This window comes from Cupriavidus sp. R6-3, assembly GCF_059772245.1.
The window spans coordinates 24,742-47,970 of record NZ_JCBAJO010000017.1 but is presented as its reverse complement, the minus strand read 5'-3'; the positions used below and the strand labels follow the sequence as shown (position 1 = coordinate 47,970).

22 protein-coding genes and 1 tRNA gene are annotated in these 23,229 nt (G+C 67.1%); 18 read left to right on the top strand and 5 right to left on the bottom strand.

From position 1 onward, the window contains the following. On the bottom strand, positions 1–180 hold a 180-nt coding region (locus AC6EI8_RS05645), incomplete at its 3' end, for a winged helix-turn-helix domain-containing protein (protein ID WP_498381472.1). Positions 181–603: 423 nt separating this feature from the next. Here AC6EI8_RS05645 and AC6EI8_RS05640 point away from each other — a divergent pair. Beyond that, entirely contained in the window at positions 604–1,479 is an 876-nt protein-coding gene (locus AC6EI8_RS05640) for a flagellar brake protein (RefSeq protein WP_150082188.1), read from the top strand. Positions 1,480–1,638: 159 nt separating this feature from the next. On the opposite strand, the gene AC6EI8_RS05635 is transcribed toward AC6EI8_RS05640, so the two are convergent. Next, the gene (locus AC6EI8_RS05635; protein ID WP_149319244.1) at positions 1,639–3,327 is read right to left on the bottom strand and encodes an electron transfer flavoprotein-ubiquinone oxidoreductase; all 1,689 of its coding nucleotides are present in this window, start codon (positions 3,325–3,327) and stop codon (positions 1,639–1,641) included. Positions 3,328–3,747: 420 nt separating this feature from the next. Here AC6EI8_RS05635 and AC6EI8_RS05630 point away from each other — a divergent pair, with 420 nt between their 5' ends. The 5 genes from AC6EI8_RS05630 to AC6EI8_RS05610 all read left to right on the top strand — a co-directional run bounded on the left by AC6EI8_RS05630 (position 3,748) and on the right by AC6EI8_RS05610 (position 8,505). Beyond that, the gene (locus tag AC6EI8_RS05630; RefSeq protein WP_006578585.1) at positions 3,748–4,533 is read left to right on the top strand and encodes an SDR family oxidoreductase; all 786 of its coding nucleotides are present in this window, start codon (positions 3,748–3,750) and stop codon (positions 4,531–4,533) included. Positions 4,534–4,941: 408 nt separating this feature from the next. After that, positions 4,942–5,547 carry a TRAP transporter small permease gene (locus tag AC6EI8_RS05625; protein ID WP_149319242.1) on the top strand — a complete coding sequence of 202 codons (606 nt, stop codon included), beginning with the start codon at positions 4,942–4,944 and terminating at the stop codon, positions 5,545–5,547. Continuing rightward, positions 5,544–6,848 carry a TRAP transporter large permease gene (locus AC6EI8_RS05620; protein ID WP_187829260.1) on the top strand — a complete coding sequence of 435 codons (1,305 nt, stop codon included), beginning with the start codon at positions 5,544–5,546 and terminating at the stop codon, positions 6,846–6,848. The genes AC6EI8_RS05625 and AC6EI8_RS05620 overlap by 4 nt, the downstream gene beginning before the upstream one ends. 88 nt (positions 6,849–6,936) lie before the next feature. Beyond that, the gene (locus AC6EI8_RS05615; protein WP_149319241.1) at positions 6,937–7,965 is read left to right on the top strand and encodes a DctP family TRAP transporter solute-binding subunit; all 1,029 of its coding nucleotides are present in this window, start codon (positions 6,937–6,939) and stop codon (positions 7,963–7,965) included. 126 nt (positions 7,966–8,091) lie between these two features. Then, entirely contained in the window at positions 8,092–8,505 is a 414-nt protein-coding gene (locus AC6EI8_RS05610; RefSeq protein WP_149319240.1) for an acyl-CoA thioesterase, read from the top strand. Positions 8,506–8,563: 58 nt separating this feature from the next. Here AC6EI8_RS05610 and AC6EI8_RS05605 read toward each other — a convergent pair whose 3' ends face one another. Then, complete coding sequence (locus AC6EI8_RS05605) at positions 8,564–9,109, bottom strand: PAS and helix-turn-helix domain-containing protein (protein ID WP_006575476.1); 546 nt, start codon at positions 9,107–9,109, stop codon at positions 8,564–8,566. Positions 9,110–9,282: 173 nt separating this feature from the next. Between AC6EI8_RS05605 and AC6EI8_RS05600 the strand changes: the two genes are divergently transcribed. From AC6EI8_RS05600 to AC6EI8_RS05590, 3 genes are all read left to right on the top strand, one after another. Beyond that, positions 9,283–9,984: a CoA transferase subunit A gene (locus AC6EI8_RS05600; RefSeq protein WP_149319239.1), complete on the top strand. Its 702-nt coding sequence runs from the start codon at positions 9,283–9,285 to the stop codon at positions 9,982–9,984. Between the two features lie 18 nt (positions 9,985–10,002). Next, positions 10,003–10,641, top strand: a complete 639-nt coding sequence (locus AC6EI8_RS05595) for a CoA transferase subunit B (RefSeq protein WP_149319238.1) — start codon at positions 10,003–10,005, stop codon at positions 10,639–10,641. 464 nt (positions 10,642–11,105) lie between these two features. Beyond that, the gene (locus tag AC6EI8_RS05590; protein WP_498381471.1) at positions 11,106–13,163 is read left to right on the top strand and encodes a hypothetical protein; all 2,058 of its coding nucleotides are present in this window, start codon (positions 11,106–11,108) and stop codon (positions 13,161–13,163) included. A 22-nt stretch (positions 13,164–13,185) separates the two neighbouring features. Here the strand turns inward: AC6EI8_RS05590 and AC6EI8_RS05585 are convergent, their stop codons facing one another. After that, on the bottom strand, positions 13,186–13,707 hold the full coding sequence (locus AC6EI8_RS05585; RefSeq protein ID WP_498381470.1) for a DUF411 domain-containing protein: 522 nt from the start codon (positions 13,705–13,707) through the stop codon (positions 13,186–13,188). A gap of 22 nt (positions 13,708–13,729) precedes the next feature. Further along, on the bottom strand, positions 13,730–14,506 hold the full coding sequence (locus AC6EI8_RS05580; RefSeq protein ID WP_149319234.1) for a 3-hydroxybutyrate dehydrogenase: 777 nt from the start codon (positions 14,504–14,506) through the stop codon (positions 13,730–13,732). Between the two features lie 205 nt (positions 14,507–14,711). Between AC6EI8_RS05580 and phaZc the strand changes: the two genes are divergently transcribed. The 9 genes from phaZc (at position 14,712) to pheS (ending at position 23,205) form a co-directional block, all read left to right on the top strand. Continuing rightward, positions 14,712–15,602 (top strand): 3-hydroxybutyrate-oligomer hydrolase PhaZc, encoded by an 891-nt coding sequence (gene phaZc, locus AC6EI8_RS05575; protein ID WP_498381469.1) that lies wholly within the window; start codon positions 14,712–14,714, stop codon positions 15,600–15,602. 56 nt (positions 15,603–15,658) lie between these two features. Continuing rightward, positions 15,659–16,021, top strand: a complete 363-nt coding sequence (locus AC6EI8_RS05570) for a RidA family protein (protein WP_149319232.1) — start codon at positions 15,659–15,661, stop codon at positions 16,019–16,021. Positions 16,022–16,120: 99 nt separating this feature from the next. Then, positions 16,121–18,349 (top strand): RelA/SpoT family protein, encoded by a 2,229-nt coding sequence (locus tag AC6EI8_RS05565; RefSeq protein ID WP_226109059.1) that lies wholly within the window; start codon positions 16,121–16,123, stop codon positions 18,347–18,349. Positions 18,350–18,370: 21 nt separating this feature from the next. After that, positions 18,371–18,447, top strand: a tRNA-Val gene (locus AC6EI8_RS05560). A 327-nt stretch (positions 18,448–18,774) separates the two neighbouring features. Next, positions 18,775–20,682 (top strand): threonine--tRNA ligase, encoded by a 1,908-nt coding sequence (thrS, locus tag AC6EI8_RS05555; protein WP_498381468.1) that lies wholly within the window; start codon positions 18,775–18,777, stop codon positions 20,680–20,682. Between the two features lie 41 nt (positions 20,683–20,723). Continuing rightward, positions 20,724–21,245: a translation initiation factor IF-3 gene (infC, locus tag AC6EI8_RS05550; protein WP_149319229.1), complete on the top strand. Its 522-nt coding sequence runs from the start codon at positions 20,724–20,726 to the stop codon at positions 21,243–21,245. 162 nt (positions 21,246–21,407) lie between these two features. Then, a complete protein-coding gene (rpmI, locus tag AC6EI8_RS05545; RefSeq protein WP_006575466.1) occupies positions 21,408–21,605 on the top strand; it encodes a 50S ribosomal protein L35 in 198 nt (65 codons plus the stop codon). Between the two features lie 28 nt (positions 21,606–21,633). Then, positions 21,634–21,990 carry a 50S ribosomal protein L20 gene (gene rplT, locus AC6EI8_RS05540; protein ID WP_006575465.1) on the top strand — a complete coding sequence of 119 codons (357 nt, stop codon included), beginning with the start codon at positions 21,634–21,636 and terminating at the stop codon, positions 21,988–21,990. Positions 21,991–22,167: 177 nt separating this feature from the next. Next, positions 22,168–23,205 (top strand): phenylalanine--tRNA ligase subunit alpha, encoded by a 1,038-nt coding sequence (pheS, locus tag AC6EI8_RS05535; protein ID WP_190286290.1) that lies wholly within the window; start codon positions 22,168–22,170, stop codon positions 23,203–23,205. Positions 23,206–23,229: the final 24 nt, after the last annotated feature.

Below are 23,229 nucleotides of genomic sequence, written 5' to 3'. Positions count from 1 at the left end.
GTCGGCCTTCAGTTGCGCGATGGCCTCGCGCACGATCGGCCGGCTGACGCCGAACGCCGTCGCCAGCGCGGACTCGGCCGGCAGGCGGGCGCCGGCGACGAAGCGGCCGGCGCCGATATCGGCGCGGATCGCATCGGCGATGCGCGAAGCCAGGGAGGAGGGGCGGGTCAGCGGTTCCAAGTGGAGCGTTCCGGCGGCTTGTGCGGGGCTTGTGAATACGGGAGGATCGGCGTCAAGCCGGCCCGCCGCATAAATCTGTAAGGCTGTCAGACAGCTTTTGCGCGATTTTGGCCCGCCTTTGCGCCGACGTCAAGGCGTGGACGACGGGCCGCCGGTGCGCGCCGTGCCCGCTCCGTCCCGCCTTGCGCGCCGCTGTCGGCGCCGGCGTCAGGGTGCGGTGACGGGCCGCCGGTTCCAGCCGTGCCGCCGTCCGCGCCGCCGCCATCCGCCCCGCCAATCGTTCCGCTATCCCCCTTAGGTAGGGGGTTGCTAAACCTTTGGGGCGTGGCGCCGATAGCTGTGGAATCGGGAAGGCGCGGCCGCGGCCCGGCGGCCGCCTCCGCACTGTCGCCCACGCCGGTGGGCATTGAGATTGGGATGCCCATGATTCCTCTGACACCGAACGACCTGCCGGTCGGCCAGCCCTTGCCCTGGTCGCTGCTGGACGGGCAGGGCAACCTGCTGCTCGGCAGCGGCAAGGTACTCGCCGACGGCCGCGACGTTGCGCTCGTCTTTCGCCACGGCTCGGTATGCCGGCCCGATCCGCTGCCCGTCTCGCTGCCGGCCGACGACGCCGCGCCGGCGGACGCGGTGCCCGCGCACGCGTCGGGCCCACTCGGGCTGCAGGTCGGCACGCTGCTGCAGATCAAGGCGCCCGACGATGGCGGCCGCGCCGCGGCGAGCCGGCTGATCGGCTTTATCGACCAGGGGCTGTTCGTCAGCTGGCCGCAGTTCGGCGGCAAGGATGCCACCTTCCAGGCGGGCGAGGAGGTGCTGCTGCGCGGCTTTACCGGGCGCTCGATCTACAGCTTCCACTGCACGGTGACCGCGGTGTGCCGCAGCCCGTTCCGCTATCTGGTGCTGTCCGTTCCGACCGAGGTACAGCAGGTGCCGGTGCGCAGCAGTCCGCGCGTGCAGACCCGGCTGGCGGCACAGCTGATGCATCAGGACGGCGACACGGCGAGCCCGCCGCGGCTGGCGGTGCTGTCGGATCTGAGCGCCGGCGGCGCGCTGGTGCAGACCGCCGCGCCGCTGCCCGCGCCCGGCACGCGCCTGCAGCTGCGGTTCGTGCTGCGGACGGTGGGCACCGACAGCGAGATCACGGTCGACGCGTGGGCGCGCAATCCCGCGCGCGACGACGGCGACGCCGAGTTTCCGGCGTTCGGCGTGGCGTTCGACCTGCTGGGGGAAAGGGAGGCCGCGCTATTGCACTGCTATATCTACGAGCAGCTGCTGGCGGCGGCGAGGATGCCGGTGTAGGGAGGAATGGATCCTCTCCCATCGCGTGGGAGAGGGCTGGGGAGAGGGCCCGGCGCTCGCGGGATGGCGGCGTTCGCGATTGCGGAGGGTGTTTGCCCTCTCCCCCGCCCCTCTCCCACCGTGTGGGAGAGGGGAGGAACGACAGCCGCGGAAGGCTGCCTACATCCCCACGTAGTTCGGACCGCCGCCGCCTTCCGGCGTCACCCAGACGATGTTCTGGGTCGGGTCCTTGATATCGCAGGTCTTGCAGTGGACGCAGTTCTGCGCGTTGATCTGCAGGCGCTGCCCGCCGCGTTCCTCGTCGGCGACGAACTCGTACACGCCCGCCGGGCAATAGCGGCTTTCGGGGCCGGCGTACTTGTCCAGGTTGATCTGCACCGGCACGCTCGCATCCTTCAGCGTCAGGTGAGCGGGCTGGTTTTCCTCATGGTTGGTGTTGCTGATGAACACCGAGCTGAGGCGATCGAAGGTCAGCTTGCCGTCCGGCTTCGGATAGACGATCTGCTGGCATTCGGCGGCCGGCTTCAGGTAGACGTGGTCCGGCTTCTCGCGGTGCAGCGTCCACGGCGGGTTGCGGATGCCGAGCTTGGGCAGCAGCCATTGCTCGATGCCGGTCATCAGCGTGGCGGTGGTGCGACCCTTCTTGAACCACTGCTTGAAGTTCTTCGCCTGCAGCAGTTCCTTGTACAGCCAGCTGTTCTCGAACGCGGCCGGATAGGCGGTCAGCTCGTCGTGCTGGCGGCCGGCCTGCAGCGCCTCGAAGGCGGCCTCGGCGGCCAGCATGCCGGTCTTGATCGCGGCGTGGCTGCCCTTGATGCGCGAGGCGTTCAGATAGCCCGCGTCGCAGCCCACCAGCGCGCCGCCCGGGAAGATCGTCTTGGGCAGCGACAGCAGGCCGCCCGCCGTGATCGCGCGCGCGCCGTAGCCGATCCGCTTGCCGCCCTCGAAGTACTGGCGGATCTCCGGATGGGTCTTGAAGCGCTGGAATTCCTCGAACGGCGACAGCCACGGGTTGGTGTAGTCCAGGCCCACGACGAAGCCCACCGCGACCTTGTTGTCCTCCATGTGATAGAGGAAGGAGCCGCCGTAGGTCGCCGGGTCCAGCGGCCAGCCGGCGGTATGGACCACCAGGCCGGGCTTGTGCTTGGCCGGGTCGATCTCCCACAGCTCCTTCAGGCCGATGCCGTAGCTCTGCGGGTCCTTGCCGGCGTCGAGGCGGAAACGTTCGATCAGCTGCTTGCCCAGATGGCCGCGCGAGCCTTCGGCGAAGATCGTGTACTTCGCGTGCAGCTCCATGCCGAGCTGGAAGTTGTCGGTGGGCTCGCCATCCTTGCCGATGCCGAGGTTGCCGGTGGCCACGCCCTTGACCGAGCCGTCCTCGTTGTACAGCACCTCGGCGGCCGGGAAGCCCGGGAAGATCTCCACGCCCAGCGCCTCGGCCTGCTGGCCGAGCCAGCGCACGAAGTTCGACAGGCTGACGATGTAGTTGCCTTCGTTATGGAAGCACTCGGGCAGCAGCGCCGGCGGCGTGCCGCGCGAGCCGGTCTCGTTCAGGAACAGGAACTGGTCCTCGGTGACCGGCTGGTTCAGCGGCGCGCCCAGTTCCTTCCAGTTCGGCAGCAGTTCGTTCAGCGCGCGCGGGTCCATGATCGCGCCCGACAGGATGTGGGCGCCGGGCTCCGAGCCCTTCTCCAGCACGCAGACATTGACTTCGCTGCCATTGTCCTGCGCCAGCTGTTTCAGGCGGATGGCCGTCGCCAGGCCGGCGGGACCGCCGCCGACGATGACGACATCGTATTCCATGGATTCGCGGGGGCCGAACTGCTCCACGAGCTGCTGCTGGTCCATTGTCTCTAACCCTCTTTTGTTGCTGCGTACTTGTGTATGGGGAAGCGGTGATCCGGGATGGCCTGTGTCGCCGGAACCGGGCGACGGCAAGGTCGGCAAGGATGGCATGGGGCCGGCAGGCGGGGGACGGAATGCTGCGGATTGACGCGTGGTCCGGCTGCTTGTGATCGGCTCTTCTGCTGGATCGCGATGGATCGGCGCGCGGTGTTTCGCTCGCACGCTGTCGCCTCGCTGTTTCCTTTTTGTGCCCGAGTTCTTAGAATCTCCGGCATTGTCCGGGACTCGACACCCACAGGCAAGCAATTTTTTGGAACGATCGTTCGTTTTTTAATATACTGCCTCCGTTTTCCCACGCAACGGGGCAGCCATCGAACGCGCATGACGGCGCCAGCCGCGGCGCGTTCCACTGCAGAGGTCCATATGGGTTTGTCGATCAATCTCGAAGGGAAGGTCGCGATGGTGACCGGTGCGTCGAGCGGACTGGGCATGCGCTTCGCGCAGGTCCTGTCGGCCGCCGGCGCCAAGGTGGTGCTGGCCTCGCGCCGCGCCGAACGGCTCAAGGAGCTGCGCGCGGCGATCGAAGCCGACGGCGGCAGCGCGCATGTGGTGCGGCTCGACGTGACCGACCCCGACAGCATTCGCGCCGCGGTGGCGCATGCCGAGACCGAGGCGGGGGCGATCGACATCGTCGTCAACAACTCGGGCGTGTCGACCACGCAGCGGCTGACCGATGTCACCGCCGAGGACTTCGACTTCGTCTTCGACACCAATACCCGCGGCGCCTTCTTCGTGGCGCAGGAAGTGGCCAAGCGGATGATCGCGCGGTCCAAGGGCGCCGAGCGCAACGGCACGCCGCTGCCGCAGTCGCGCATCATCAATATCGCCTCGGTGGCGGGGCTGAAGGTGCTGTCGCAGATCGGCGTCTACTGCATGAGCAAGGCCGCGGTGGTCCACATGACCAAGGCGATGGCGCTCGAGTGGGCCCGCTACGGCATCAACGTCAACGCGATCTGCCCGGGCTATATCGACACCGATATCAATCACCATCACTGGGACACCGATGCCGGCCAGAAGCTGATCCAGCTGCTGCCGCGCAAGCGGCTCGGCAAGCCGGAAGACCTCGACGGCCTGTTGCTGCTGCTGGCTTCGGACCAGTCGCAGTTCATCAACGGCGCCGTGATCACCGCCGACGACGGTATGGTATAAAGCCAGCCGCGCGCGCCGCCGATATCGAATCATCACGATCCGGCGAGCGCGCCCGACGGCGTTCGCCTGTGCCCGACTCCCGCCAGAAGCGGGGCGGGCCTTCCAGCCCGGGGCTTATCCGGTCCCCTCGGGCGCCACGGCCGACGCCTGGCCACCTGCATGCCGCTGCCGATCCCCTAGGGTATTGGAGGTGTCCGCCCATCGCCAGTGTGGGCATAATTCGCTGGTGCCGATTCCATAAGCCTTTAATTAGCTGAGCCCGATCGCTGCGACCATGCCCCGTGCGTGAGGGAACGCCAGCGACAGCGTCGGCGACGACAAGGCATTCACAAAAGTACGCCGCCAAGGCGTCATGCAGCAGCTGCCGCGGTCCTGCAGGCCCGGCAGACCGGACCGGAGGCCGGGGAGATGGAGCAGCAAGAGCAGGCACGGCGCGACGCCGCGCCACAGCACGCGGTCGATTCGGCCTTGATCACCGAACCCGTGGACCAGGCAGCGGATGCCGAATTCCGCATCAGCCCCCGCATCGAAGACTGGATCGGCATCGTCGTGATGATGCTGCTGGTGATCATCACGTTCGCCAACGTCGCGGTGCGCTATCTGACCGATGAGTCGTTCGCCTGGACCGAGGAATTCTCGGTCTTCCTGATGATCGTGCTGGCGCTGGTCGGCGGCAGCGCCGCGGTCGCGCGCGACCGGCATATCCGCATCGAATTCTTCTTCGAGCGCGGCAGCGAGGCACGCCAGCGCCGGCTGGCGGTGGTGTCGGCGGTCGCCGTCGCCATCATGTTCGTCGCGCTGGCGGTGCTCGGCGCGCGTATCACCTGGGACGAATACACCTACGGCGAGACCTCGCCGGGCATCGGCGTGCCCAGCTGGTGGTACTCGGTCTGGCTGCCGCTGCTGTCGGCCTGCATCGCGCTGCGTGCGCTGGCGCTGGCCGGCCGCAACCTGCGGGCGCTGAAGGCTCTGCATGCGCAGCGCGTGCAGGACGGCGGGGAGCGCCAGCCATGACGCTGATCGCCATCGTGCTGTTTGCCGTCTTCATCGTGCTGATGCTGCTCGGCGTGCCGATCGGCGTCGCGCTCGGCCTCGGCGGCCTGGCGGCGATCGGGCTGTCCAATCTCGACACGCAGATGTTCGGCCTGCTGGCGGTGCCGCAGAACTTCTACGCGGGCCTGGCCAAGTACCCGTTGCTGGCGATTCCGATGTTCGTGCTGGTCGGCTCGATCTTCGACCGCTCCGGCGTCGCGCAGCGGCTGGTCACGCTGGCGATCGCCGTGGTCGGACGCGGGCCCGGCATGCTGCCGCTGGTGGCGATCCTGGTGGCGATGTTCCTCGGCGGGATTTCCGGCTCGGGGCCGGCCAACGCCGCCGCGGTCGGCGGCGTGATGATCGCCGCTATGTCGCGCGCCGGCTATCCGGGCTCGTTCAGCGCCGCCGTGGTCGGCGCCGCCGCGGCCACCGACATCCTGATTCCGCCGTCGGTCGCCTTCATCGTCTACAGCGTGCTGGTGCCCGGTGCCTCGGTGCCGGCGCTGTTTGCCGCCGGCATGATTCCCGGCGTGCTGGCCGGCATCGCGCTGATCGTGCCGGCGGTCTGGCTGGCGCGCAAGCACAGGATGGGCGCGGCCGAGGCCTCGCTGCCGCGGCCGCCGTTCTGGCGAAGCCTGCGCGAGGCGGCCTGGGGACTGTTCGCGCCGGTGCTGATCCTGGGCGGCATGCGCGCGGGCTGGTTCACGCCCACCGAGGCCGCGGTTGTCGCGGTGGTCTACGGCCTGTTCGTCGGCATGGTGGTCTACCGCTCGATCGGCCTGCGCGACCTGTACGTGATCTTCCGCGAGGCCGCCGAGACCTCGTCGGTCATCCTGCTGGTGGTGGCGCTGGCCGGCATCTTCGCCTACGCGCTGTCGACGCTGGGCGTGATCGATCCCCTGGCGCATGCCATCGCCAATTCCGGTGTCGGCGAATACGGCGTGCTGGCGCTGATCGTGCTGCTGCTGATCACGGTCGGCATGTTCCTCGACGGCATCTCGATCTTCCTGATCTTCGTGCCGCTGCTGCTGCCGATCGCCAATGCCTTCCAGTGGGATCCGGTGTGGTTCGGCGTGGTGCTGACGCTCAAGGTCGCGCTCGGCCAGTTCACGCCGCCGCTGGCGGTGAACCTGATGGTATCTTGCCGGATCGCCCGCGTGCGCATGGAAGAGACCGTGCCGTGGGTGGTATGGATGCTGCTGGCGATGTTCGGCGCGATGCTGCTGGTGCTGGCGTTCCCGCCGCTGGCGACATGGCTGCCGGCGAAGCTCGGTTATTGAGTAGCGAGGTTCGCTGCCGCCCCCGTATTTCTGCTTGATCTTCGGTCCATTCAGTCCAAATAACGATTCCCGAGAGGAGAACTGACTCATGAAACGCCGTGTCCTGATGCTGTCGATGGCCGCCACCATCGCCGCCGCCGCGCTCGCGCCCGCCGGTGCGATGGCGCAGACCTACAAGTCCGAATACAAGATGTCGCTGGTGCTCGGCCCGGCCTTTCCCTGGGGCAAGGGCGGCGAGATCTGGGCCGACCTGGTCCGCCAGCGCACCAACGGCCGCATCAATATCAAGCTCTATCCGGGCACCTCGCTGGTGGCCGGCGACCAGACCCGCGAATTCTCGGCGATCCGCCAGGGCGTGATCGACATGGCGATCGGCTCGACCATCAACTGGTCGCCGCAGGTGCGCGAGCTGAACCTGTTCTCGCTGCCGTTCCTGATGCCCGACTACAAGGCGCTCGACGCGCTGACGCAGGGCGAGGTCGGCAAGCAGCTGTTCGCCACGCTGGAGAAGGCCGGCGTGGTGCCGCTGGCCTGGGGCGAGAACGGCTTCCGCGAGGTGTCGAACTCCAAGCGCGAGATCCGCAAGCCCGAGGACCTGAAGGGCCTGAAGCTGCGGGTCGTCGGCTCGCCGCTGTATATCGACACGTTCAACGCGCTGGGCGCCAATCCGACCCAGATGAGCTGGGCCGACGCGCAGCCGGCGATGGCCTCGGGCGCGGTCGATGGCCAGGAGAACCCGCAGTCGGTGTTTGCCGCCGCCAAGCTGTACACCGTTGGCCAGAAGTTCGTGACGACCTGGGGCTATGTCGCCGATCCGCTGATCTTCGTGGTCAACAAGCAGATCTGGGAAAGCTGGACGCCGGCCGATCGCGAGATCGTGCGGCAGGCGGCGATCGATGCCGGCAAGCAGGAAGTGGCGCTGGCCCGCAAGGGCCTGGCCGAGCCGGGCGCGCCGGCGTGGAAGGAGATGGAGGCCCACGGCGTCAAGGTCACGCACCTGAGCCCCGCCGAGCATGACGCCTTCCGCAAGGCGACCGCCAAGGTCTACGACAAGTGGAAGAAGCAGATCGGCGCCGACCTGGTCGGCAAGGCCGAGGCGGCCATCGCCAAGCGCTGATGCGGGCGTGAACCGTTCCCGCGCCCCGCGCGCGGGAACGGCCGGCTGCCGTGGGCGACGCGGCAACCCTGATCCACATTCCCGATCCACAATCCCGAACCACACGGCAACCCCGAACCACACGCGATGAAACACGTCTTCACGCTGCGCATGCCGATCCGCTGGGGCGACATGGACGCGATGGGCCACGTCAACAACACCGTCTATTTCCGCTACCTGGAGCAGGCGCGCATCTCGTGGTTCGAATCGCTGGGCTGCAACGGCCGCGACGAGAACGGGCAGGGGCCGGTGATCGTCAACGCCCATATGAATTTCCGCCGCCAGCTGCGCTATCCGGGCGAGATCGAATGCCGCGTCTTCGCCGGCGAACTGGGCCGCAGCAGCTTCGAGACGCGCACGGAAATCCGCCGCTGCGATGACGACGACACCAACGCCGACACCGTGTTCGCCGATGGCGGCGCCAAGGTGGTCTGGTGCGACTACGAGGCGGAGAAATCGGTGCCGCTGCCGGCGGCGATCCGGACGCTGCTGGAGAGCTGAGGGACCCGGCTACGGGGTCGGTTTTCTCCCATCCCGCTTGTCGGAGAGGGGAGCAACCTCAATGATTGACCAGCCGCTGCACTAGGTCCACCGCCGTATGCGCGCCGTATTTCTTCATCAGGCGCGCCCGGTAGATGTCGACGGTGCGCGGGCTGATCGATAGCGACTTGCCGATCTGCTTGCTGGTCTTGCCCTCGACCAGCTGGGCCGCGATATCGCGCTCGCGCGCCGTCAGCTGCGCGGTCACCGGGCGCTTCTGCGACAGGTCCTCGAAGCTCCAGATGCCGGCCCCCAGCGGCTGTTGCCGGTCCAGCGCGCGGCCGGTGACGTGGCACCAGAACAATTCCCCGTTGGCCCGCTTCATGATCCGTTCGTCGGAATAGAGCCCGCGTGCGTTCATGATCGGCACGATGCGCGCGCCGGTACGCTCGAACTCGTCGGCGGTCGGGTACAGTACCTGGAACGACTGGCCGATCAGCGCCTCCCGCGTCGTGCCGAAGATGCGGCAGACCTCGTCGTTGCAATCCTCGATCCTGCGCTCGCGCGAGAGCACGAGGCCGACCGGCGCCAGCTGGAAGGCGGTCTGATAGTCGATGGCAGGCATTGTCCTTATGTATTTCTACGTACTGGCGTCCGCCGCGGGGCTTGCGTATCCTTTGGAGCGCTGTCGACGGCCGGCGCGCGGGTCCCGCCCGGCGCGGCCGTAGCGATTGTAACGTTACCCGCGAGCGGCGTCGCCGCCTCGTCCGGGAACATCATCGAGGAAGGAGAGACGATATGAACAAGGTCTACGCCAGCGCCGCCGAGGCGCTTGCCGGCGTGGTCCGCGATGGACAGACCATCGCGGTCGGCGGCTTCGGCCTGTGCGGCATCCCGGAAGCCCTGATCGCGGCGTTGCGCGACAGCGGCGCGAAAGGGCTGACCTGCATCTCGAACAATGCCGGCGTCGACGGCTTTGGCCTGGGCCTGCTGCTGGCCACGCGGCAGATCCGCAAGATGATCTCGTCCTATGTCGGCGAGAACAAGGAATTCGAACGCCAGTACCTGGCCGGCGAACTGGAACTCGAATTCACGCCGCAGGGCACGCTGGCCGAGAAGTTGCGCGCCGGCGGCGCCGGCATCCCGGCCTTCTTCACCAAAACCGGCGTCGGCACCATCGTGGCCGAGGGCAAGGAGATCCGCGAATTCGACGGCGAGCAATACGTGATGGAGCGCTCCCTGACCGCCGACGTCGCGCTGGTCAAGGCCTACAAGGCCGACAAGGCCGGCAACCTGATCTACCGCCGCACCGCGCGCAACTTCAACCCGATGTGCGCGATGGCGGGCAAGGTCACCGTCGCCGAGGTCGAGCAGATCGTCGAGATCGGCGAGCTCGATCCGGACGAGATCCACACCCCGGGCATCTTCGTGCAGCGCCTCGTGCTGAACGCCCATCCCGAGAAACGCATCGAGCAGCGCACCGTGCGTGCCGCGGCCTGACGATCAAGGAGACAGATCATGGCATGGACACGTGATGAAATGGCGGCGCGCGCCGCGCGCGAGCTGCAGGACGGCTTCTATGTGAACCTGGGCATCGGCCTGCCGACGCTGGTGGCCAACCATGTGCCGCCGGGCGTCGAGGTCTGGCTGCAGTCGGAGAACGGATTGCTGGGCATCGGCCCGTTCCCGACCGAGGAAGAGGTCGACGCGGACATGATCAATGCCGGCAAGCAAACCGTGACCACGCTGCCGGGCTCGTCGATCTTCTCGTCGGCGGACTCGTTCGCGATGATCCGCGGCGGCCATATCAACCTGGCCATCCTCGGCGCGATGCAGGTCAGCCAGAAGGGCGACCTCGCCAACTGGATGATCCCGGGCAAGATGGTCAAGGGCATGGGCGGCGCGATGGACCTGGTGGCCGGCGTCGGCCGCGTGGTGGTGCTGATGGAACATACCGCCAAGAAGAAGGACGGCAGCGAGGACCTGAAGATCCTGGAGGCCTGCACGCTGCCGCTGACCGGCGTGGGCGTGGTCGATCGGATCATCACCGACCTGGGCGTGATGGACGTCACGCCCGAAGGGCTGAAGCTGGTCGAGACCGCACCGGGCGTCAGCCGCGAGGAAATCCAGAGCAAGACCGGCGTGCCGCTGCTGTAAGGGCTCGGTCCACGCGACCGCGTCGGCGCGACCGGCGTCAGCCGGGCAGCAAGCCCCGCCTCGTATCGAGGCGGGGCTTTTTGTTTTCGGGTCGCCCGTGAGGGCATGCCATCGGGGGCGGCGCGCGGACGCCATGGCGCTGCCGCCGAAAGCGAAAGGATTCTTGGGGACCAAAAGCGCGGGGAGGCGATCCGGACCACAGTGCGGCCGTGCCGCGTGCCGGCACGCCCAACGACTCCCGACTCCCGACTCCCGGCTCCCGGCTCTCGGCTCTCGGCTCTCGGCTCCCGGCTCCCGACTCCCGACTCCCGGTCCCGACTCCCGGTCCCGACTCCCACTCCCGACTCCCGGTCCCTGCCATCATGCCCCTGCAATCTTCCTCTGCCATTTCGCCCGCTGCTCCGGCAGCGCCCGGCGCCGATACCCGGACGGGTGCCGCGCATGCCGATCCATCCGTATCGGGCATGCTGCCGATCCCCACCCAGCCCGCGTCCGCTTCTCCATCTGCCGCCGCGCCCGACGCCACGGCATCCATCCGCCTGTTGCCCGGCGATTCCCTGATGCATATCGTGGGCCTTCTCGATGCGCCGTCGCGGCGCGCGCTTGCCGGCGCGAACCGGCACATGCGCGCCTTGCTGGCGCCACTGCGCCGGTTCGACCGCCTGTATGCCACGATCCGCTGGACCCATTCGAGCGAGCGGCTCGCCGGGCTGCTTGGCAGCCTCGCCGGCGAACCGGCGCGGCAACGCGGCATCCTGCTGCGCGGCGTGGTCGAGCGGATTCCGCGCTTCAGGAGCGTTTCGCGGTTGCTGTCGGTGCAACTGATCGATCAGATCGCGCGGTTGCCCGCCGCCGAGAAAGCCGGGCCGCTGGTCGCGCTGGCCGCGCAGCTCCCCCGCGATCCGGAACTGGAGCGACGCATGCTGGCGCTGGCCGAACAATTGCCATCAAGCATGCGTGGCCAGGTGCTGGGACAGTGTCTGAAGTCCTTCTGCCCGGCAACGCCCGCGGGCTTCGAGCAATGGATGGCGACGGCCGATGCCTTGCCGCCCCAGGGCGCGAGCCGCCTGTTGGAGGCGCTCGTTCATGTCGCCGCGCGGCATGGGCAACTGAGCGAAGGGTTGGCGCTAGCCGTGATCGAGCGGGTCCGCGCGCTGCGCACGAGCGACGGCATGCCGGCACCCTGCCAGGAATGGGTACTGAACAAGCTGGTCGATGAACTGAATCTGGTGGTGGAGGCGGGGAGCGGGGCGAAGTCCCGTCTGGTGGTTTGGGATGCCATGCTCGAGACCGCTCGGGCCGCGCTCCAAGGCGGGCACTGGCCCCTGCTCGTGGCCGTGGTGCTGCACCGCTGGCTGCGCGGCGGGAACGTGCCATCGGCCGACCGGTCCCGCCGCATGGCGCAGCTGACAGCGCTTTATGCGGGGTTCAGAGCGGAGAAGCTGTTGGCAGCGGCAGCCGGGCAGGCGGGCCCGGTCATGCACCCGATGTGGTCGGTCCGGCAGGCGATGTCGATCGACCGATGCTTCGCCGAGGCCTCCGAACTGGACGCCGCGACCCAGGCGGCGCTATTCACCGAGTACTCCCATCTGTTCGTCACCATGCCAGGCGTCGAGCCCGACGATGACATCGAGCGCGATCGCTTCCTGCTGGGGCTGCAGCACATCGATGCGTTGAAGCCGGCGTCCTTGCGCGTCGGGCCGCTGACGAAGTGGGGGGAAGCGCTGCAGCTTTCGGAGGATGCGGCGCTGTGGATGCGCTTCACGGAAGCTGCCCATGCGCTGCCCGTCGAGTACCGCGCGACCGTGCTGATGCAAACGATATCGGCATCTCACTCGCGGACAGGGTTTTGGGTCCTGCTGGAGCAGACCGCGGTGCTGCCGCCCGCGCTCGGTGGGCCGCTGCTGGGCGGGCTTGCCTTCAGGGTGATGGGGGAAGACGCAGACGAGCAGCAGAGGCGGGCACAGGTGCTGATCGCGCTCGCATCGAAATGGCCGCCTCTCGCCTGCACGGATTTCGTGGTGAACGCGATGTCCACCGCGGGGTTTCTGAAGGGGGACGCCAGCCGGATGCTGCGGCAGTTCGCGACGGACATCGTCCAGCGCCTGCCGCTGGCGCGGCGCGCAGGGGTCCTGGCGGTGATTGCCACGCATCGCAGCCCCGAAGCGAAGGGCTGGGTCCTCGAGCAGTTGCCCGCGCTGGCCGATGACCAGCAGCGCTTTGCGGTTCCCGGCGAGCCGTTGCAGCCCTATCGCGCCGAGATCGTGCGCAGAATGATTCTCGCGCTGGGCGTGGGCGACATACCGACGGAAACCCAGTTCCGCGCGCTGTGGCCATCGTTACGCGAGGCATTGGACGGATTGGAGGCGGAGGCGCGCGGCTCGGCCGTCGCCGCTTTGGGCAGCCTGCTGACAGCACTGCCAACCGCGTTGCGCGACGACGTGGAGCAAGCCCTGGCGACCCACCGTGCAGGGGACCGGCCGGCGCAGCCGCCATTGCCCGCCGGGGCGCCAGGCAGCTGAGCCGCCTGCTTGTCCAGGCGGTCTAGTGCTGCGCCGCCGGGCGAGCGGGATAACGCGCGAACACCGACGCGCCGCCGTCGGCGCGCACCAGCAGCACCGAGTAGGGATCGACCCGCGGTCCCTGTTCCATGCCCGGCGAGCCGACCGGCATGCCGGGCACCGCGAGGCCGACCGCCTTGGGGCGGGCGGCCAGCAGCTTGCGGATCTGCTCGGCGGGCACATGGCCTTCTATCGCATAACCCTCGACCACGCCGGTGTGGCAGGAGCCGAAACGCTCCGGCATGCCGAGCCGGGTGCGGTGCACGCCGGTGTCCTCGACGTCGTGCACCTTGACCGCGAAGCCATGCTCGCGCAGATGCGCGACCCAGCCGTCGCAGCAACCGCACAGCGGGCTCTTGTAGACCTCGATCGGGGTTCTTGCCGCTGCCGCCTTTGTGGTCGGCGCGGCAGGGGCGGCGGGGGCAGCGGCCCGGGCCAGCGGTGCCAGGCCGGCCGACAGGGCGGCGCCGCCGATCAGGCCTTTCAGAACGTCTCTTCGCTTCATCGCTTGTCCGTAGGGCGCGCCATCACTGCGCGACCCAGCCTCCATCCATGTTCCAGATCGCGCCGCGCACCTGGCGCGCGGCATCGCTTGCCAGGAAGACCGCCAGCGCGCCCAGCTCGTCGGGCGTGACGAACTGCCCCGAGGGCTGCTTCTCCAGCACCAGCTCGCGCTTGGCCTGCTCGACGGGAATGCCCTCGCGCTCGGCGCGGGCCTCCACCTGCTTCTGCACCAGCGGCGTCAGCACCCAGCCCGGGCAGATCGCATTGGCCGTGACGCCGGTCTGCGCGGTTTCCAGCGCGGTGACCTTGGTCAGCCCGACGATGCCGTGCTTGGCGGCGACATAGGCCGATTTCTGCGCCGAGGCGACCAGGCCGTGGGTCGAGGCGACGTTGATCACGCGGCCCCAGTCCTTGCGCTTCATGCCGGGCAGCGCGAGCCGCGTGGTGTGGAAGGCCGAGGTCAGGTTGATGGCGATGATCGCGTCCCAGCGCTCGATGGGGAAGTCCTCGATGTTGGCCACATGCTGGATGCCGGCGTTGTTGACGAGGATGTCGACGCCGCCGAACTCGCTGTCGGCATAGCGCATCATGTCCTCGATCTCGTCGGCCTTGCTCATGTCGGCGCCGTGATAGCCGACGCGGATGCCGCTGCCGGCCTGCTCGATCTGGCGCCTGGCGCCGTCGGCGTCGCCGAAACCGTTGACGATCAGATGCGCGCCCTGCGCGGCCAGCGCCTGGGCGATGCCCAGACCGATTCCGCTGGTCGAACCGGTCACCAGCGCTGTCTTGCCCTTCAGCATATGAGCCTCCGTGGAGAAATGGGGTGCAATGCGCCGTGCCGCCGCGGCACGGTCGTCGTTGCTGTCGCATTGTAGCGCTGGCGTACAATCGGGCTTTGCCCAGCCGGCGCCGCTGCCGCGGCGTCATGCGCGACGCTCATGTGTCGCGGTTTTCGTCGTGCGCCATTGCCGCGCCTTATTCGCGTTCCTCGCGCAGGGAGTCAAGATGTCAGCCAGTCCGCGCCTCGGCTTCGTGCAGTGCATCAGCCCCGCTGGCCTGCATCGCATGGCGTACCACGAGTGGGGCGACCCCACCAATCCGCGCGTGCTGATGTGCGTGCACGGCCTGACCCGCACCGGCCGCGATTTCGACGACATCGCGCGCGCGTTCAGCGGCGAATACCGCGTGGTCTGCCCGGATGTGGCCGGCCGCGGCCGCTCCGACTGGCTTGCCGATCCGCGCCGCTACATCGTGCCGCAGTACGTGTCGGACATGGTGACGCTGATTGCGCGGCTGAACGTCGAGCAGGTGGACTGGTTCGGCACCTCGATGGGCGGACTGATCGGCATGGGCCTGGCCGCGCTGCCGAAGAGCCCGGTGCGCAAGCTGCTGCTCAACGACGTCGGTCCGCGCATCGCCGCCTCGGCGCTGGAGCGGATCGGCTCCTACCTGGGGCTGCCGGTGCGCTTCAAGACCTTCGAGGAAGGCCTGGCGTACCTGCAGACCATCAGCGCCTCGTTCGGCCGCCATACGCCGGAGCAGTGGCGCGAATTGAACGGCGCGATCCTGAAGCCGGTGCAGGGCGCCGAGGGCCTGGAATGGGGCCTGCACTACGATCCGGCGCTGGCCGTGCCGTTCCGCGAGACCACGCCCGAGATGGCCACGGCCGGGGAGGCCGCGATGTGGCGCATGTTCGAGTCGATCGCGGTGCCGGTGCTGGTGGTGCGCGGCGCGCAGTCCGACCTGCTGACGCGCGAGACCGTCGCCGAGATGGTGGCGCGCGGCAAGCAGGTGCGCTCGGTCGAAGTGCCGGACGTGGGCCATGCGCCGACTTTCGTCGATCCGGCGCAGATCGCGATCGCGCGCGAATTCTTTGTCGGCACGGGCGGGGCCTGAGCCCCGCGCCGCGCCAATAACCCAGAGCAGCGCAGGCTGCATCCATACAACGAACGATGAGCACGACCGCATTGAAACGCGCCCATGTGGGCAAACGTCTTTCCGAATATGCCGTCTACAACGGCGTGGTCTATCTGGCCGGCCAGGTGCCCGAGGTCGATCCGGAGGCCGATATCCGCGGCCAGACCCGCGAGGTGCTCGGCCATATCGACCGGCTGCTGGCCGAGGCGGGCAGCGACAAGACGCGCATCCTGTCGTGCCAGATCTTCCTGACCGATATCGCCGATATCGGCGCGATGAACGAGGTCTGGGACGAATGGGTGCCGCAGGGCAATACGCCGCCGCGCGCGACGGTCGAAGCGAAGCTGGCCAATCCGAAGTACCGGATCGAGGTGGTGGTCACCGCGGCGCTCAGTTGAGCGCCGCGCGGAAAGGCGTATTGAATCGCGTATTGAATCGCGCATTGATTTGCGCATTGATCTGAATGGCGTGGCAGGGGCAGCAGGGGAAGTGGTGACATGGTGACGTCCACCGACGCGACCGGGCAGATCGCCGGCACGCCGGACGCGGGCCTGGTCGAGCAGGCGCTGGCGTATGCGCGCGAGCATGGCGAGGCGGTGGCGCTGCCCACCGGCGAGAGCGTGCTGTCGCATGCCGAGGGGATGCTGCGCATCCTCGACGGCCTGCGCATCGACGACGCCGCGCGCGCCGCCGCCTGCCTGTTCCCGGTGGCGGCCTTCGTGCCGGAGACCGAGGGCGAGATCGCCGAGCGCTTCGGCGACGAGGTCGCGCGCCTGGTCAAGGACGTGCGCCAGCTGCTGCGCATCGGCGCGATCGCCGTCAATCGCGGCGACACCGTCGAAGCGCCGTCCTCGCGCAACGAGGCGCAGGCGCGCCACGAGCAGGTCGAGGCGCTGCGCAAGATGCTGCTGGCCTTCGCGCAGGACATCCGCGTGGTGCTGGTGCGCCTGGCCTCGCGGCTGCAGACGCTGCGCTGGCTCGCGCAGACCAAGAACGCGCCGCTGCCGGGCGTGGCGCGCGAAACGCTGGACATCTACGCGCCGCTGGCCAACCGGCTCGGCATCTGGCAGATGAAGTGGGAGCTGGAGGACCTGGCCTTCCGCTTCGAACAGCCGGACACTTACAAGCGCATCGCGCGGCTGCTCGACGAGAAGCGCATCGAGCGCGAGGGCTATATCTCGCAGGCCATCGAACGGCTGCAGCGCGAGCTGGCCGCGGCGGGCATCCGCGCGGAGGTCAGCGGCCGCCCCAAGCACATCTACAGCATCTGGAAGAAGATGCGCGGCAAGGATCTGGACTTCGCCGATCTCTACGATGTGCGCGCCTTCCGCGTGATCGTCGACGACATCAAGGACTGCTATGCGGTGCTCGGCATCGTGCACCACGTCTGGCAGCCGATTCCGCGCGAGTTCGACGACTACATCTCGCGCCCCAAGGCCAACGGCTACAAGTCGCTGCACACGGTGGTGATCGGCGACGACGGACGCGCCTTCGAGGTGCAGATCCGCACCCACGAGATGCACCACTTCGCCGAATACGGCGTGGCCGCGCACTGGCGCTACAAGGAGGCCGGCGGCAAGGGCTACAGCGGGCAGTTCGCCGCCAACGAGAGCTACGACGAGAAGATCGCCTGGCTGCGGCAGCTGCTGGCGTGGAAGGACGATGCCGACCACACGGTGGCGCACGACGAGTCGCCGTGGGAGCAGCTCAAGCATGCGGCAATCGACGACCATATCTACGTGCTGACGCCGCAGGCGCGCGTGGTGGCACTGCCGCAAGGTGCAACGCCGGTCGACTTCGCCTACTACCTGCATACCGACCTGGGGCATCGCTGCCGCGGCGCGCGCGTCGACGGCGCGATGGTGCCGCTGAACACGCCGCTGAAGAACGGCCAGACGGTCGAGATCGTCGCGGTCAAGCAAGGCGGGCCGTCGCGCGACTGGCTGAACGCGGATCTCGGCTACCTGGCCAGCTCGCGGGCGCGCGCCAAGGTGCGCGCCTGGTTCAACGCGCTCGATTCGCAGGAGACCATCGCGCAGGGCCGCGTGCTGATCGACAAGACGCTGCAGCGCGAGGGCAAGACCGCGGTCAACCTGGACGTGCTGGCGACGCGGCTGGGCTTCAAGACGCCCGACGAGCTGTACGCGGCGGTGGCCAAGGAGGAGTTCAGCCTGCGCCACGTCGAGCAGGCGCTGCGCCATCCGGAAGGCGAGGGCGCGCCGCAGGTCAGCGAGGAAGAGGCGGTCACCAAGAAGAGCCGCGCCACCAGCGTCGCGCGCGGCGCCAAGAGCGGCGTGCTGGTGGTCGGCGTCGATTCACTGATGACGCAGATGTCGCGCTGCTGCAAGCCGGCGCCGCCCGACGACATCGTCGGCTTCGTCACGCGCGGACGCGGCGTGTCGATCCACCGGCGCCAGTGCCACACCTTCCAGCAGCTGGCGGCGCGCGCGCCCGAGCGCATCATCCAGACCGAATGGGGCAAGAAGAGCGACGCGGTCTATCCGGTCACGATCCACGTCGAGGCAATCGACCGCCAGGGGCTGCTGCGCGATATCTCCGAGGTGCTGTCGCGCGAGAAGATCAACGTCACCGGGGTCAAGACGCTCAGCAGCAAGGGCGTGGCGCGGATGCAGTTCACCGCCGAGGTGGCGGAGGCCACGCAGCTGCAGCGCGCGCTGGGATTGATCGAAGAGGTGTCCGGGGTGTTGCAGGCTCAAAGAAAGTGATGCTATACTTGCGGCTTCGCTAGGCTCGTAGCTCAGCTGGTTAGAGCACCACCTTGACATGGTGGGGGTCGTTGGTTCGAGTCCAATCGAGCCTACCAACGAATTGCAGTACCGAAGACAGCAGCACCCAGACATTTCACCGAAGGACATCCAGACGCCATGGTTATGACACCGCGAACTACTACCGCTGACAAGCGACAGTAGGTCGAGGTGCGTCTTCGTCCCAGGTCGCCCGGAACATCGGGTCGATCGATTGGGTGAAATTATGAAAAACGCGGCCTTGGCCGCGTTTTTTTTCGCCTGTCGCCTGCCAGCACCCTGATAAGCTGCCGGTCGCCCGGTCCCGTGCGGGGCGGCCAGTCGAGAAATATTCATCCGCCCGAGGCAACGACCCTTGCCGGCGGATTCCCTGTAAGAGGTCCAAGATGATCGCAATCACGCTGCCGGATGGCTCCCGCCGCGAGTTCCCCGAACCCGTCACGGTTGCCCAGGTCGCGCAGAGCATCGGCGCCGGCCTGGCCAAGGCCGCGCTGGCCGGCAAGGTCGACGGCAACCTGGTCGATACCAGCTACCTGATCGACCGCGACGCGTCGCTGGCCATCGTCACGGACAAGGATCCGGAGGGCGTCGACATCATCCGCCACTCCACGGCCCACCTGCTGGCCTACGCGGTCAAGTCGCTCTATCCCGACGCGCAGGTCACGATCGGCCCGGTGATCGAGAACGGCTTCTACTACGACTTCGCCTACAAGCGTCCCTTCACGCCGGAAGACCTGGCCGCCATCGAGAAGAAGATGGCCGAGCTGGCGAAGAAGGACGAGAAGGTGTCGCGCGAGGTGTGGGATCGCGACGAGGCGGTCAAGCTGTTCGAGTCGATGGGCGAGAAGTACAAGGCCGAGATCATCGCGTCGATTCCCGCCGGCGAGGAAATCGGCCTGTATCGCGAAGGCGAGTTCGTCGACCTGTGCCGCGGCCCGCACGTGCCGTCCACGGGCAAGCTCAAGGTCTTCAAGCTGATGAAGGTGGCCGGCGCCTACTGGCGCGGCGACGCCAACAACGAGATGCTGCAGCGGATCTACGGCACGGCCTGGGCCCGCAAGGAAGACCAGGACGCCTACCTGCACATGCTGGAGGAGGCCGAGAAGCGCGACCACCGCAAGCTGGGCAAGCTGCTGGACCTGTTCCATCTGCAGGAAGAGGCGCCCGGCATGGTGTTCTGGCATCCGAAGGGCTGGCAGATCTGGCAGGCGGTCGAGCAGTACATGCGCGGCCGGCTGACGGAGGCCGGCTACAGCGAAGTGCGCACGCCGCAGGTGATGGACCGTTCGCTGTGGGAGAAGTCCGGCCACTGGCAGAACTACAAGGAAAACATGTTCGTCACGGAGTCGGAGAAGCGCGACTACGCGATCAAGCCGATGAACTGTCCGGGCCACGTGCAGATCTTCAACCACGGCCTGCGCTCGTACCGCGACCTGCCGCTGCGGCTGGCCGAGTTCGGCTCCTGCCACCGCAACGAGCCGTCCGGCGCGCTGCACGGGCTGATGCGCGTGCGCGGCTTCGTGCAGGACGATGCCCACATCTTCTGCACGGAAGAGCAGATCGTCGCCGAGGCCAAGGCCTTCAACGACCTGGCCTTCTCGGTCTACGACGACTTCGGCTTCAAGGATGTGGCCGTCAAGCTGTCGCTGCGCCCGGAGCAGCGCGCCGGTTCCGACGAGGTGTGGGATCACGCCGAGAAAGGGCTGCGGATGGCGCTGCGCGCTTGCGGTGTGCAGTGGGAGGAACTGCCGGGCGAGGGCGCCTTCTACGGCCCGAAGGTCGAGTACCACATCAAGGACGCGATCGGCCGCTCCTGGCAGTGCGGCACGCTCCAGCTCGATCTGGTGCTGCCCGAGCGTCTGGGTGCCGAGTTCGTCTCCGAGGACAACTCGCGCAAGCGCCCGGTGATGCTGCACCGGGCGATCCTGGGCTCGTTCGAGCGCTTCCTGGGCATCCTGCTGGAAAACCACGCCGGCGCGCTGCCGGCCTGGCTGGCCCCGGAGCAGGTTGTGGTGATGAATATTGCAGATTCGCAGGCGGAATATGCGGAAAACGTCGTGCAACTGCTGCAAAAACAAGGGTTTAGGGCCAAGGCGGATTTGCGTAACGAGAAAATTACGTATAAAATCCGCGAGCACTCGCTGCAGAAGGTGCCGTACCTGATCGTGGTCGGCGACAAGGAGCGGGATGCCAATCAAGTGGCCGTGCGTGCCCGTGGCAACGTGGATCTGGGTGTGATGCCCGTCTCCGCGTTCGTGGAGCGTCTGAACAACGACGTTGCCACCAAAGCCTGATGGGAGCACGGCTTGTTTTTTTCTTCTTGAGGTAACGGAACATCGCTACGGACAAAGGTCATCGCATCAACCGCGAAATCAGCGCGCCCGAAGTGCGCCTGGTAGGGGTTGATAACGAACAGCTGGGCATCGTCAAATTCATGGACGCACTGCGGCTGGCAGAAGACAAGGACTTGGATCTGGTGGAGATCGCGCCCAACGCGGCTCCTCCCGTGGTTCGCATCATGGACTACGGCAAGTTCAAGTACGAGGAAGCCAAGCGCGCCCACGAGGCCAAGCTGAAGCAGAAGATCATCCAGGTCAAGGAAGTCAAATTCCGCCCTGGCACGGATGACGGCGACTACAACGTCAAGCTGCGCAATCTGAAGCGATTCCTGGAAGAAGGCGACAAGACCAAGATCACGTTGCGTTTCCGTGGTCGCGAGATGGCCCACCAGGAAATCGGCGCGCGCATGCTCGAGCGGCTCAAGAGCGATCTGGAGGAGTTTGGCCAGGTCGAGCAGATGCCGAAGATGGAAGGCCGCCAGATGGTCATGGTGCTGGCCCCCAAGAAGAAAAAGTAAGCCAAGGTTTTGCGTGGCGTGCGGGCGCCGGTTGTGCGCCCGGACGACGCGCGAACACAGCGCGGGCCGCTCGCGGCGCCGTGCAAAACAAGTGGATGCGGGTCTTGCAAGCGTCGGCGTCAGCCGTCCACCTGCATGCATGTCATAGAGCTGGAGTTTTTCATGCCGAAGATGAAGACCAAGAAAAGCGCTTCCAAGCGCTTTACTGCGCGTCCGAACGGTTCGTTCAAGCGTGGCCAGGCCTTCAAGCGTCACATCCTGACGAAGAAGACCACCAAGAACAAGCGTCAACTGCGTGGCACTCAGGACGTCCATGAGACGAACCTGAAGTCCGTTCGCGCGATGATGCCCTACGCCTAACCCCTGACGAAAACGAAAGGAGAGTTTCATGCCTCGAGTCAAACGTGGGGTCACCGCACGGGCCCGCCACAAGAAAGTCATTGACGCTGCCAAGGGTTACCGCGGCCGTCGCAATAATGTCTATCGCATCGCCAAGCAGGCGGTCATGCGTGCTGGCCAGTACGCATACCGCGATCGTCGCAACAAGAAGCGCGTGTTCCGCGCCCTCTGGATTGCACGTATCAACGCGGCGACGCGTGAGCATGGCATGACCTACAGCGTGTTCATGAACGGTCTGAAGAAGGCCTCGATTGAGCTGGACCGCAAGGTGCTGTCGGACATGGCGATTCACGACAAGCCTGCCTTTGCCGCCATCGTCAACCAGGTGAAAGCCGCCGTTGCCTGATGCCGGTTCCGGTCGCGCGAGCGACCGGGCGCATGCACCGACCGCAAGGTCGAAAGCGGCCTCCGCCAAGGGGTCGCCGAAACGGGGCTCCGAATCGAGTCCCGTTTTTTTTTGCCGGTCCTGCCGTGTGCGGGGCCGGGAGCCATACACCATTCATCGCCGACCACCGCCATGTCACTGGATCCGGACCAAATCGTCGCCGACGCGCAGGCCGCCTTCGCCGCCGCCAACGACAACGCCACGCTGGAAAACGAGAAAGCGCGCTTTCTCGGCAAGACCGGCGCGCTGACCGAGCTGCTCAAGGGCCTCGGCAAACTGGACCCGGAAGCCCGCAAGGAGCAGGGCGCCCGCATCAACCAGGCCAAGCAGCAGGTCGAGGCCGCGCTGCAGGCGCGCCGCCAGGCGCTGGCCGACGCGCTGATGAACGCCCGGCTGGCGGCCGAGGCGATCGACGTCACGCTGCCCGGACGCGCCGTCGCGCGCGGCAGCCTGCATCCGGTCATGCGCACCTGGGAGCGCGTCGAGCAGATCTTCGGCTCGATCGGCTTCGACGTTGCCGACGGTCCGGAGATCGAGACCGACTGGATGAACTTCACGGCATTGAACAACCCGGACAACCACCCCGCGCGTTCGATGCAGGACACGTTCTACGTCGACGGCCGCGACAGCGACGACAAGCTGCTGCTGTTGCGCACGCATACCAGCCCGATGCAGGTCCGCTATGCGCGCATGCACGTCGAGAAGTACCGGGGCAAGGCGATGCCGCCGATCAAGGTGATCTGCCCCGGCCGTACCTATCGCGTCGACAGCGACGCGACCCATTCGCCGATGTTCAACCAGGTCGAGGGCCTGTGGATCGGCGAGAACGTCAGCTTTGCCGACCTGAAAGGCGTCTATACCGATTTCCTGCGCAAGTTCTTCGAGCGCGACGATATCCAGGTGCGCTTCCGTCCGTCGTACTTCCCCTTCACCGAGCCGTCGGCCGAGATCGACATGGCGTTCGAGGAGGGCAAGAACGCGGGCCGCTGGCTGGAGATCTCCGGCTCGGGCCAGGTGCACCCGAACGTCATGCGCAACATGGGGCTGGACCCCGAGCGCTATATCGGCTTCGCATTCGGCTCGGGGCTGGAGCGGCTGACGATGCTGCGCTATGGCATCAATGACCTGCGCCTGTTCTTCGAAGGCGACGTGCGTTTCCTGCGCCAGTTTGCGTGAAAGGCATCGGGCGCGTGTGTTTTT